8 protein-coding genes are annotated in these 12,913 nt (G+C 39.3%); 3 read left to right on the forward strand and 5 right to left on the reverse strand.

From position 1 onward, the window contains the following. Positions 1 to 620: 620 nt before the first annotated feature. Positions 621 to 1,847 carry a hypothetical protein gene (locus MUW56_RS02965; RefSeq protein WP_292011788.1) on the forward strand — a complete coding sequence of 409 codons (1,227 nt, stop codon included), beginning with the start codon at positions 621 to 623 and terminating at the stop codon, positions 1,845 to 1,847. A 111-nt stretch (positions 1,848 to 1,958) separates the two neighbouring features. Continuing rightward, positions 1,959 to 2,786 carry a GLPGLI family protein gene (locus MUW56_RS02970; RefSeq protein ID WP_292011789.1) on the forward strand — a complete coding sequence of 276 codons (828 nt, stop codon included), beginning with the start codon at positions 1,959 to 1,961 and terminating at the stop codon, positions 2,784 to 2,786. 248 nt (positions 2,787 to 3,034) lie between these two features. Here the strand turns inward: MUW56_RS02970 and MUW56_RS02975 are convergent, their stop codons facing one another. Genes MUW56_RS02975 through MUW56_RS02995 form a run of 5 tightly spaced genes read right to left on the reverse strand, consistent with a single transcriptional unit; the run spans position 3,035 to position 11,166 of the window. Then, on the reverse strand, positions 3,035 to 3,406 hold the full coding sequence (locus tag MUW56_RS02975) for an ankyrin repeat domain-containing protein (RefSeq protein ID WP_367118556.1): 372 nt from the start codon (positions 3,404 to 3,406) through the stop codon (positions 3,035 to 3,037). Beyond that, positions 3,403 to 3,558: a hypothetical protein gene (locus tag MUW56_RS02980; protein ID WP_292011790.1), complete on the reverse strand. Its 156-nt coding sequence runs from the start codon at positions 3,556 to 3,558 to the stop codon at positions 3,403 to 3,405. Before MUW56_RS02980 ends, MUW56_RS02975 begins: the two co-directional genes overlap by 4 nt. A 13-nt stretch (positions 3,559 to 3,571) precedes the next feature. Next, positions 3,572 to 7,843, reverse strand: coding sequence for a DUF6531 domain-containing protein (locus MUW56_RS02985; RefSeq protein ID WP_292011791.1), 4,272 nt, complete (start codon positions 7,841 to 7,843; stop codon positions 3,572 to 3,574). Positions 7,844 to 7,846: 3 nt separating this feature from the next. After that, positions 7,847 to 9,238, reverse strand: a complete 1,392-nt coding sequence (locus MUW56_RS02990) for a hypothetical protein (RefSeq protein WP_292011792.1) — start codon at positions 9,236 to 9,238, stop codon at positions 7,847 to 7,849. Positions 9,239 to 9,240: 2 nt separating this feature from the next. Next, positions 9,241 to 11,166 carry a phage baseplate assembly protein V gene (locus tag MUW56_RS02995; RefSeq protein WP_292015368.1) on the reverse strand — a complete coding sequence of 642 codons (1,926 nt, stop codon included), beginning with the start codon at positions 11,164 to 11,166 and terminating at the stop codon, positions 9,241 to 9,243. A gap of 691 nt (positions 11,167 to 11,857) precedes the next feature. Here MUW56_RS02995 and glsA point away from each other — a divergent pair. Beyond that, complete coding sequence (gene glsA, locus MUW56_RS03000; RefSeq protein ID WP_292011793.1) at positions 11,858 to 12,871, forward strand: glutaminase A; 1,014 nt, start codon at positions 11,858 to 11,860, stop codon at positions 12,869 to 12,871. Positions 12,872 to 12,913: the final 42 nt, after the last annotated feature.

Genomic DNA, 12,913 nt, shown 5'->3' on the forward strand with positions numbered 1-12,913 from the left:
TACTACAATTCTACACAAGAAAATAAACAACTGTTTTTCAAATCATTACATAAACAATGTAGTACATATTCAGTAATCATGGAAGGTCTATTTTTAACGTATTTTTTTAGAATTATTTAACTTTAATAGGTTTTCCTTAATATTTATATTGCCTTTCGAAAATATTCCTTTTGGTTCCATAGAAAAATTTATGACTGTAATGACCAGAGCACTAAAAAAGGCATACCCTATAAAATTGCATGCCTTTATCATTATGATCCTGAAAAAGTACACCGGGGATCACAAATATGGACTACTCCATATACACTCAAAATAATAAAACATTGATAAGCATTTGATTACAAACAACAAAATCAATTTTAAATCTTTTATGACGGTGTACAAAAAATTTCTGGCGGATACTATTTTTTATCGTATTATTAGTAACAATTAATTAATTTTGATATCAAATTTATTACCACATGTTCCTCAATTATATTTCAGGAAATTTTTTCTTACTTTTCTTTTTATTTCTATCGCTTTTCCTTAGATCTCAGGATTATTCATTTTTACCGGAAGATGTAAAGATCACGGCAGAGTATCATAACAGGGGCTAGTATGAAAAAGCATTGCATTTCAACATGAACAGGCTTCAGGAATACGAAAAAGAAGAAAATAAAGAAGGAATTGTGACGGTATACACCAATATCGCTTATCTTCTCTTCTCTTTTAATAAGTTAAAGGAAAGTCTTCATTATCTGGATAAAGCCAAAGAAGAGATGAAAGGCAGCAATAATCCTCTGTTCCGGGCAAGGATCTATAACGAATATGCCAAAAATTATACAAAACTGGGAATGCGCGAACAGTCGAATATCAATTTTGATAAAGCATTAGACTATGCCAAAAAGATTCCGGACGAGCGACAAAAAAAATATCTTTTATTTTATGGCTATACCTGGAAAAGACTTAATTTTCTCAGCCAACAGGATTCTTTACACAGGATAGACCAAAAAACACTGAAGGTGATGTCCAGTGCGATCACCTATTCCAAAATTGCCGATCATTTTATTGCCGGCAAAACGAATTTAGACTCTGCAGAATACTATCTTAATAAAGCTCTTACGGCTCCTGATGAAAAAATCATTGCCATCAAAGGAATTACCATGATGGGATTTGGAAAATTAAATACGGTAAAAGGAGATCACCAGAAAGCACTGGAATATTATAAGAAATCTCTTGCTGACTTTCAGAAAGTGAGGTTTAAAAATTTTATAAAAACGGCTTATGATTCTATATCAGGCTCTTATGAATCTCTTCATGATATGGAAAGATCCAATGAATATTTTAAGAAATATAAGGCCATCAATGACAGCATCAAAAATGAAGAAAAAGAAGCGGTGGATATTGTGGTCAATAACCTGTTACTAGAGCAAAAGGAAGAAAAACAGAAGGAAAGAAACAGGTTATATATCTGGGGTTCCATTATTATGGCGATCTGCGCCGGATTGGTTTTATTGATTTGGAAAAAGTTTACCGTAAAACAACTGAAAAAAGATCAGATGATTGAAAAACAATTGAAAGAGACGGATAAATTAAAAAAACAGGTCAACGAATCTTTTGATAAGATCATCGAACTGGCAGAAACAGGCAGTCCATTTTTTCTTACCCGTTTTAAGGAAGTATATCCTGATTTTTATCAGAAACTAAATGATCATCATAACGAATTAACCGATTACGACTTAAAATTTTGTGCTTATATAAGATTAAACCTTACGACTAAAGAAATGGCTCAGTTCGAAAACATCACGCTAAGGGCCGCCGAGACAAGGAAATACAGACTTAAAAAGAAATTAGAACTTCCACGGTAAACCGATCTTACAAAATGGATCCTGGATTTGTAAACGATGTAAAAAACAAGAAGGATCACCCTGTTGTGATCTTTTTTATTGGTATATTGTAGAAACTTTTAATACAGCGGAATGACATTTATAAAAAAGATATGGTATGGAGTTGTGTTTTTCTGTCTGGGAGGTGTTATCTTCAGCCAGCATAGAAATTTCATGTATGAACATGTTTATATTCCTGATTCTACCCAAAAAGTAAATACGATATCCGAGGTCATGGTCCTGTCTGTTGATGAAAAGAAATCTGAGTACTATTCTTATGAAAGGTATGTTTCAGATTCAACAATAGCGGCGGATCGTAAAAAGGGGATTTTAGACACCTATTCCAAAAAGAAAAATAATCCGGACCGGGTTATTAAATATACCGGTACGAAAAATGTAAAGTGGGCAACACCTGTCAGCGCAGATTGGTATTTAGTCAATGATCAGCGTACCATGCAATGGGTTTTGTTTCCTGAATTCAGTAAGATACAAGGCTTAAAAGTCCAAAAAGCCACAACCGGCTTTGCAGGAAGACAATGGACTGCCTGGTTTACCAAAGATATTCCCATTCAGGATGGTCCCTATAAGTTCCGCGGGCTGCCGGGGCTGATCCTTGCCATTGAAGATAAGGGCCGAAATCATTCCTTTGAACTCAAAGGTATACAAAATGTAAATACAGATTTTGTATATCCTGATGAGACGAGTTATCATTTTATAGAGATCAGTCAGCCCCAATATGTCAAATTATACAGGGATTTCCGGGAAAACCCTGTTGCCCGCTGGATCGGTATCATGGGTGACCAGATCAATGCCAGTGGAAAAAAGAGAACTGCTCAGGAGGTGTTAAGAGATATGGAAATCATGGAAAAAGAGCGGTTAAAAAAAGACAACAATCCTATTGAACTTGATCTTCTGCCTTAACAGCCCTGCGCTTCATTCATCTTAATTTGCTCATAATCTATGCATCCGGCCGCTTTCCGAAATCGAAGGGGCACAACTATTATAAACATGGGCAGGAGTTCCCGGATCATCACCGATCATCCTAACTTGTTCTTCTCCGACAATTTTACCGCGAGCCGAAAAAATATTTCAAATATTACATCGGAGCTCTCAAAAACCGGGAAAGCCCATTCATACTGATTATATATAAATATTCAGCCTAAATCATCTCAAAGGCTATCAAAGTATTTATTGATATCTGAATTGGCAATATCCTGAGATAAAGACAAAGCAGAAACTCCATGTGCATTCTTTACAGCAGGATCTGCATTATTCTTTAAAAGCGTTGAAATATAGTATCCGTAACTTTCATGATCCTTATTATAATTAAAAACAGCATTAAACAAAATAGTGTTTCCATTAGCATCCACAGAATTAACATCCGCTCCTTTTTCCAATAAGAAATCAAAAATTTCCTTAAGATTTAACACTACGGACATCTGTAAAGGGGTTCTTTGAAAAGGACCTGTCGTTTGTTTTTCATTAATATCCAATCCTTTTTCTAAAAACGCATTAATGACATCTTTAAAATTATGATCTATTTCCCTTTATTATTTAAATAATTTACATAGTAATGTAAAATATTATTACCAAATTTATCATGTTCTTCAATATTATATTGATTTAAAGCTTCTTCTAATTCCTTGAAATTTAAATCAACTATAATCTTTTTAAGATCTTCTATGTGCTTCATATTATCTGTTTTTTTAATGCTCATGCCCTCTGAATTTCCCGCCGTCACTCGAACTGCTTTTACTATCTTCAAATCCTAAATTGCTCAGTTTATTATAATCTTCTATTACTTGAGCTCTTGTTTTTTTAGCATTGGCAGGATCTTCCTGATATTCACGCCATGACTGATTCTGGTGCCCAACCACCTCGTTTCCGGGTTCAATGGGCTGCCCTGTTTTAGCATCAAGATATTTACCGTCTGCATTTTTAGGATTATTTTTCTTTAAATCATCTATTATTCCTTTTCTCCATTTTGGCCTTCTCTGTAAATTTTTCGGCAGTTTATTGACTCTTGCTCCCCGGGTTAGCCCAAATACATCTAACCAGGCATTGGTATCATGAACATAGGCGTATTGTTGCAATCCTCCAACAATTCCGATAGGATCTTGTTGAGTATATAATCCACTTTCCGGATCATACCATCGATTACGATTAAATACTAAATCAATATCTAAGTCAACATACTGTCCCTGATACAAAAACGGAACAAATACATTGTCCCCTTTCCGAAGCGAACCATAAATATCCAGTTCCCTTTCCCAAACCAGAGAACCTGCATTATCATAAGCATGAGTCGGTGTTCCTAAATAATCACTGATAATGCTAAACTGTTCTTCTCCAGCAATTTTACCGCAAGGCGTAAGACTTCCCTCCTGGTACAGCCAAGTTATTACATTTTCTGCAGATTCCGGAATTTCTTCTACATTATTTTCTTCATCAATAGCCAGCCCCGGCGGAAACTTTCCCTCATACTGCCATTCGTGCAAAGGGACATTTCCATCCCACAGCCAGCGGGTTACTTTATCTTTGTATTGTTTAGCAATACGCCTTCCCAGAGGATCATAAGAAAAAATAACTTCACCACCTTGTGGTAATATTACCTTGGCAAGCATTCCATTTCCTTTCCATTCATACTGCCAGCCAACGCCGCTTCCCATCAGGCTGATTCCGTATTTATGTTCTATAGTGGATGGTGGTAGAGCTGCGGACCGATCGCTTTTTCTGAATTCTTTAAAAATCAGGTTTCCTTCAGCATCATAGTAATAATTATAGCGCAAATCCTTTAAAAGCCTTCCTCCTGCACCGTATGTACGGTCCGTCTGTTCCGGCGTTTCAAACAGGTTACCGATTGCATCAGGTGCTTTATAAATGGCTTCAGCCAGCTGGCGGTTCTGATAGGTTCCGCTCACCAGATTATCCCATGAATCGTAATTGAAATGGGCACTGGCTCCGGTGATTTCATTGACCGTTTTTAAAAGCCGGTTGGCCTTACCCCAAAAATAACGGGTACGGTTTTGCTCAACATTATGGCTGTTTATGCTTCTACGCACCACACGGCCCTGTTGATCATGCTCCGTAATCTGGCTGATGCCTCCGGTCAGTTCACGCTGTATTTCCAGCCCTGTAACATCATAATGCCATTGGGCTTTCCAGCCGCCACTTTCCATTTCCTTTACCTGTCCAAAATGATCATATTGACTTGTGATATGGGCGCCCAATGAACTCTGTATCAATAAAACACCGGTTTCTTTATCGAATGTTTTACTGATCCAATGCTGTCCCTGTTGCTCCTTGTGGATACGGCCATCCTTACCGCGATGTATTTTGATGCTGATATCCTGATTCAAGGCACCGGTCAAAAAGCCGTCTTTATTATAGTTGTAGCCTGTAAATGAGAGGTCATTATGCTGTTCCATAATGATATTTCCGACACCGTCATAGCCATATTCTGTCCAGCGGTTATCCGGACGGATTACTTTTTTCACCTTTCCTATTGCATCGCGTACATATTGACGGTGCAGCCCGTCAAATCCCCACTCATTGATCACATCTCCCAGCCCATCCAATGCAAACCGGTATACTTCCCCTTTTTCGTTGCTGATACTCTTAAGCTGCAATTCGGTATCATATCCGAATTTTACAGTCCGGTTATTTTGGGTACGGCTTAATAGAATACCCAGGCTGCCATATCTGAACCGTACATCATGTAAATCATCCTTCGCATGAATTATATTATAGGAAGTATCATACTCGAAGTAATGCTCATTGCCGTCAGGCTCTTTGATGTACACCACATTTCCGGCATCATCATAGGTATAGTAAGTCAAATTACCCCGCACATCACGTTCACAGGTTACATTACCCATCGCATCATAGTCCCATTTATTATAGGTTTCGTTGGGATAGATAATCTGCACCAGCTGATGTGCCTTATTGTAAAAGAAATGTACAGAACGGTTTTTATCATCTGTAATTTTTTTCAGATGCATTTTGTCATACTGATAATACAGCTTTTCCCCTGAAGGGAGTTTCTTTTTAACAATCCGGTTCAGCAGATCATAGCTCCATTCCATTTCTGCTCCGCCGGGAGTCGTGGCTTTTGTTAAGTTAAAAGTATCATCATATTGAAACTGAGTTGGCTCGCCGTTCTCATTTTCGACTGTTTTTAACAACCCGTTTTCTGTATACACATACTTTGTTGTGAAACCTTCAGCGTTGACAACCAGTTCAAGTTCCTCATATCGGTTGTACTTCTGATGGGTAACTCCTCCTTTTTCATCTATTATTTTATAAATCAGCTGATGCTCATCATAGAAATATTCTGCGGTAAAACCTAGACTGTTTCTTGTAACGGTATGTCCCGGATGATATTCTGTAAAATATTCCAGTACACCGCCGTCACCCCAGGTATGTATACATTTTGCATCCTCTCCCTTCCCTTCATATTGCCAATAAAAACTCTGGCCGGTCTGGTTGGTGAGCTGCACAAGCAAATGACCATCATAATAAAAATATTTTTCTGCTCCTATAACATCTTTATTATAGACCATATTTCCCTGTTCATCATATTCATATTGAATATAGATGATTTTTCTGTTGCCGGAGACCGTATACAGACTGGTAATGCGATGATCAGAATCACTTTCTACGTTAATGATTTTGCCGGTACTGTCTGTGATCTTTTTCAGACCACCATTGGAATGATATTCTAAAGTGATCGTAAATCCATCTGCTGTAGCTATGGACGAAAGCATCCGGTATCCGTCTTCATTCAATGCCCCGTTAAATCTGTACTGCAGCTTATCAGAATCCGTCAGCAAATACCCTTTTTCATCTTTACTAAAAATCAGCTGTTCTTTTCTGCTAAAATACTTTTCACCGGTTTCTATAAGCGGAACCACCGTTTCGCGGCCGTCTGACAAACGTAGGGAAGCAAAATCATTTCCAAGGTCGTACAATCCCATATTGTAACTGTGATGCCAGTTAAAACCTAGCGGTCCGTTCACTTCCGCATCACTGTAATAGGTACGCTGCCATACAAAAGGAATAGGCCCCGGCAGTTCAATATCAGTATTGGTAGAATATACTCTTCCGGTAGCCGCATCCACAGGCTCTCCGAACAGACGGCATTTTACAGGCTGTAAAACTTTAGCCAGCTTGGGTTTATTAGGTTTGATCCTGTCAATTGCATCCTGTAGTTTGTTACCCGCTTTTTTCCATAATTTCCCCATTCCTTTCAGTCCTAAGCTCATTGCAAGCTGAAAAAGATCAATGGTAGGAGGACCACCCGCTAAAACAGGTTTCCCGGCTGAAGTCATGATCAGCAGCATGGAAGTAGGTGCCATTAAAGCCACTTTCGGCTTTGGTTTTGTAATACGGAATGGAGCCGGTATCCCTATTAAATTACATGATAAAGCGAGATGAAACTGTGTACTGCATGGTCCGCCATCTGCTAGAACCGTACTGCTTCCAAGAAACATTTCAGAACTGGCAATAGGTTTTACAATAGGAAAAGGAATATGTAAAAAAATTCCGGGTAAATGCTGAATTCCCGTTCCCGCATTGGCGACCCATTGCCCGTGAACCTGTACCGACGGTTTCATCCCATTGACAATGGCTGTACAGACGGAAGCTAAACTTGTCGGAGGTTCCGAACCGTCAGCAGGAGGCGCAGGAGGCTCCGGAAGCATGTTGGAAACAGCATTCATCACCGCACTCATAATATCGAATACCATCCCGATATGCGGTACAGGCAATAAAGGCATAGGTGGAAAAATGGTTTCATGGAAATCAATCCCGATTGCCAAGTCAAAATATTTTCCTACAGGCATTCCGGGCATAGCCGGTAAAATACTGGCCATATCTTTTTGTAAATGGTCCAGTTTATTTTTGGCTTCTCCAAAAAGTTCCCCAAAACCCCTCCGCGGAGCAGGAGCCGTGACTACTTTTCCAATAATATCTGACATAGGTTAGTTTTTAAGTTTTAATAATGGGTCTTTCCAAACTGACTGTTCCATTTTTAGCGAAGCTGAATCTACGCCAGCCTGCGCCAGTAAAATTTCCCAGTCATCACCTAACCATTCTGCCAGCTGCAGTTTTATTTCCTTTACTTCTTCTTCTGTTTTAAACTGTCTTCCCAGGTAAAGAGCCATAAAAGCAGCATGCAGAAAAGTAGACTGTCTTCTTACACTGATATCCAAATAAGCCCCGGCAGCCAAAGAAAATAGAATATTTTCAAAGGCGGTCTGCAAATCATTTTTTTCATAATAAATATGAGCTGAAAGCCTGTTAGCTTCCATCACATAATACACATCCTGACGCTGGGATGCTTTTTCAGATAATTCCTGATAAATCAATAAAGCTGAATCTCTATTTTTGTTGCCATACAATAGGGCTGCTTTTAAAAGCATACATGATTTCCAAACCGGATATCCCGTAGCATCATCATACTGCATTGCTGCTGCGGATTCTTCCAGGGCTTTATCTGTATATTCTTCACTTTTTTTAGTGTTTTGGATAGCAAAAAATGCCTGTGAAGCGACTAAAAGCCCTGCTATCCTCGAAGACACCGTGTTTATTTCTTTTGTAATTCCAATAAGGCGTTTTACTTCAACCTCCGTCCTGTTCTGTACTTTCTGCGTTGTGGAATCCATGACCACAATCACCTGCTTTCTGAATCTGGCATCAGCATCTACGGTATTGTAACCGTCACTGGCTTTGTACATTTCATTTTTAATAGCTTCAGCCATTTTAAGTTTGGGATATAAGTAATGATAAACATCGTCACCATTCCTTTTTCCCTGCAGTTTGATACGCCTTTCTTCCGCAAGATCCATCGTGACCAGGCGAAGCTGATCCGGAACGTTTTCTGTGACCTGCTGAAACCAATGGGCGATATCCTGCTTCGCATGAGCAGCCAGAGGAAAATATAAACAGAAATAAAAATGGGCACTCTGATCCGTTATACTCATTTTCAGACGCTCCAACTCACCAAACAGGTTAGAAGCATTGGGAAGCAGCTGATCATTCGGAACAAAAGGTTCTTGTATGATATTATTTTCCCACAGGGCCCTGTGAAGGTCCTTATCTTTTTGCGGATGGGGCATAAACCATCCCAGAAATTCATTCCAAAGCTGTTTTTCAAACTGTTCCCTATCTCCTTTATATTCGGTTTCAAAACGAAAAAAAATATCATTGGATTCACCAATAGGAGATTGCTCGATCTGCATAAATTTATCGATCATTTCAACATCCTGATACTGAGCGACCCAGACAGCCAGTTTCCAGGACTCCTTTTTTTCAGCAGCAGACCACAGATCTTTGAGTTTATAATACTCCTGCGCTATTGAGGATGTTTCCATAATTAAGAATTCAGTTTAACCAGACCTCCTGTAATGATCGTCTCACCATCGCCATTCATAGAAACTTTAGTCCCGCTGATACTTGTTTCTTTTCCGGTAACCTGTACTTCCTTACTTCCTGATGCGGTTACGGTAACGCCGCTCAAAGCAGCTACATTAGCTTCTGAAGTCAGTTCTATCCCGGCCTTACCACTTCCCATAGAAACAATGGTATCTGCCGTGATATTGATATTTTTAGCATGAATGGTAATGGTCTCATCATCAATGACAATGGATGATTTTCCGTTATTCAGCGAAATTTTTTTGCTGGCTACTCCGGAAATTGTGTCCTTCCCATCTACGGTGATTATATTTCCTCCCGTCTTATCTTTGATTGTAATTCCTCCGCCATCATCAAGGCTGATGATATGACCGCTCTTACTGCTAAGGCTTTTGATATTATTGCCTTGTCCGCCTCCGCCTCCTGCCCCTCCATGAAACATTCCGCCCATTACAAAAGGACGGTCCGGATGCTGGTGAACAAAATTGACCATAATCTGGTCATCCACCTCAGGAATAGCCATGAATCCACGGTTTTTACTTACTTTATCACTGCTTCCTCCATCCGGTGTCATCACCCGGATAAACTCTGTGGTATCCTGGCCCGTCTGCCAGTCAAACTGCACCTGTACCCTGCCTTGGTTCAGCGGATCAGAATTGGAGACCACCTTACCAAACTGGGCTTCAGCTTTCGGAACATGAAACTCAGGGCGCGGAATAAATCCCGAATCAGCAGCTATTGCTTCAAAATATCCATCATAATACCCTCTTGCATCTACTTCGTGGGTAACCTGTATCATCATCACTTTGGTAAAATGAGTGGTTTCATTGGTTTCCGGTTTCCGCATTTCAATATCTGCGGAACATCCGGGATAGAGAAATGGTACCGTAGTCGTACCGGATGTGACAAAGACTTCGGAAGCCTTGCTTCCTGCTGTCCCCTTCTGAGACGCCTCTACATCCATAAAATTGGCTGCTTTGATAGGAGCCACCCTGAGAGAAGGGGTAGAAAATGTTTTTTCCGATATTTCGTAAGCCCGTTTGGCTATATCTGAAGTATGATTTATTTTAGAATTTCCTGTTTTCAGTTTCTCATTTTTGCTGCTGTTGTACCCATAAAAAGTAGGATTGACATGCTGTACCCGCATTTTTACCTTTATATCATTAACGCTGCTTCCGTATATCAGTTTTAAGGGCTGCTCTGATGGAGGCAGCTTTCCAAAATGAAGCACCTCTCCGTCATAGAAAAATTGTTCACCATACGCTTCTGCCATTCTAGCCAGATAATTGTAATGGGTTTCTTCGTACTGCGAGCTGTAACTCACATTCCCATGCCCTGCATCAACACGGAAATCAAAATTGCTCTCACCCAGTCCTTCCTTGAGTACCTGTGACACAATACTATTAAGGCTTATAGCCTGCTTTCCTCCAAAACTTTGGGTATGAGGAGCTGCATCTAAAAGCAAGGTCGGACTGCATCCTGTCAGTACAATATTTCCGAGGCTTCCTTTATCCTGTGAAAAACCTACTTCTGTCACTACGCCTATAAAATTACGTTCGGGAGAATCCTCCACATCTTTGTATCTGAATACGACCGTCATTCTTTTTCCCAAAAAATTCTGCGCTGTTTCCAGATTATAATTTTCAGGCTCACCCAGCGCATCATGTGCCAGAATCAGATCGAATTCATGGTGCCTGTTAGCACTTTGTACCAGTTTAAAATGCTTAAAATGTTTAATAATGCTGCCATCAACTATAATTTCAAGTTTGACAACCCTGTTAATTCCGGCAACCTGATTGGATGGAATCCCTTCAGCATTATGTATTTTTGAGGTCGGCTGTTTAGCCCATAGTTTATTTTCGACGACAGAAGGTTCATTGGGAAGCATAACTTGGTTCATCAGCATTGGGCCCTGGTCTTTGATTTGCTGGACCTCTTCAGGTCCTCTCCTAAGTTCAGTAGAACTTTTCTTAATGTTTTTGGGAAGATCAGTATCGGGTAGATTGGCACCCTTACCTGAAATGTTCCCATTGGATTCCTGAAACATAGTTAGATATTTTGCAGATGTGTTTACTATTGAAATATGGAATGGTTTCCATGGATAGAAAAGGCCCTTTTCTCTCATCATACAGCCAGTGAAGTGTTCGGCCTCCGAAACTGTTTTACTAAAGACTGGTATGAGAATAATTCAACTTAAAAGTCCACATTCATGATGTCAACCTTGTGCCAATTATAATTAATGCAATGTATGTATCCTGCTCGTTGTTAGTTTAATATATTGTATTTTGGTATTGCAAGATAATATCATTACTATTCACAGCCAAATGAATTAGGTATTATTTTGAAAATTGTAGTAAAACTACGATTGGATTTCAACAAAATATAAAATCATTGATTAACAAATATTTACACCCGCCACCCATCCGCAAAAGCACTCATTGCGCTGTCTTTTTCAAATGAGAAACAATCTTATAAACCGGATCTCAGAACAGATATTTCGAGAAGAATTGCATATAAGATGAAATATTTTATCTTTGTTTTTTAAGACTTATCAAAATACTTTATTGAAGATCTTCTATATGAAAAAAAATAGTTTTTTATTTTCTGCCAAAGGAATTCTTACCGCCACTTTTATTTCCTTACATACAATAGCTTACGCCCAGAAAACAGCCGATATTTCAACAATTTCTGAAAAGACTCTGAGCAGTATTCTGGAAAAAAACAGAGCTTATTATGCACAGGGAAAAGTTGCCGATTATATTCCTGAACTTGGAAAAATGGATGCTAAGGCAATTGCTTTTTCTGTAGTGGATAAAAACGGTAAAGTACTGAACACTGGTGACGTTACCAGGAAATTCACCATGCAGAGCATCTCCAAAATCATTGCTTTAATGATTGCCGTGCGTGAAAAAGGAGAAGCTCATATTTTCGATAAAATGGGATATTTCGGTTCGGATAAACCTTTTAATCATTTCTCTAATCTTGAAACCACCGGGAAACCTCTTAATCCGATGATGAATGCCGGAGCCATCCTTACCACTTCACTCATTTCGGGTGATGGAGAAAAACCATTCCTTAAAGTATTGGATATGGTAAGATACATCACAAAAAATCAAACGATCGATTACAGCAAGTCCGTTTATGAATCTGAAAAATCTACCGGCCACCGCAACCGGGGAATGTTCTATCTGATGAAAAACAACGGATTGATCTCAGGCAATGAAGACCAGCTGGACAATTATTTTAAACAATGCTCCATTGAGCTGACTGCCGAAGATCTGGCTAAAATAGGATATTTCTTTGCCAACCAATGCGTCCGTTTTGACGGAGATTCCACCTATAAAAATACGGATATTGCCCAACTGATAGAATCCCAAATGCTGACTGCAGGAATGTATGAATTCAGCGGAGAATATTCCCGAATGATCGGTTTACCGAGCAAATCTGGCGTCGGAGGAGGAATTACAGTAAGTGTTCCGGGAAAAATGGGAATCGGCGTCTTCAGCCCGGCGCTGGACCAACACGGAAATTCATTGGCAGGATACCACATGATTTTAGACCTGGTGAAGCAATATGGATTAAGTGTGTTTTAAATTTTCATTAAAATCATCTGACAGAAAACAGCGTATTAATCA

The organism is Chryseobacterium sp., assembly GCF_022869225.1.
Classification (GTDB): Bacteria; Bacteroidota; Bacteroidia; order Flavobacteriales; family Weeksellaceae; genus Chryseobacterium.

Excerpts from the sequence above, each read along its gene's own strand:
- MUW56_RS02965 (WP_292011788.1), top strand. The coding sequence starts at position 621 with ATGAACAGGCTTCAGGAATACGAAAAAGAAGAAAATAAAGAAGGAATT.
- MUW56_RS02970 (WP_292011789.1), top strand. The coding sequence starts at position 1,959 with ATGACATTTATAAAAAAGATATGGTATGGAGTTGTGTTTTTCTGTCTG.
- MUW56_RS02980 (WP_292011790.1), bottom strand. The coding sequence starts at position 3,558 with ATGAAGCACATAGAAGATCTTAAAAAGATTATAGTTGATTTAAATTTC.
- MUW56_RS02985 (WP_292011791.1), bottom strand. The coding sequence starts at position 7,843 with ATGTCAGATATTATTGGAAAAGTAGTCACGGCTCCTGCTCCGCGGAGG.
- MUW56_RS02990 (WP_292011792.1), bottom strand. The coding sequence starts at position 9,238 with ATGGAAACATCCTCAATAGCGCAGGAGTATTATAAACTCAAAGATCTG.
- MUW56_RS02995 (WP_292015368.1), bottom strand. The coding sequence starts at position 11,166 with ATGCTTCCCAATGAACCTTCTGTCGTCGAAAATAAACTATGGGCTAAA.
- glsA (WP_292011793.1), top strand. The coding sequence starts at position 11,858 with ATGAAAAAAAATAGTTTTTTATTTTCTGCCAAAGGAATTCTTACCGCC.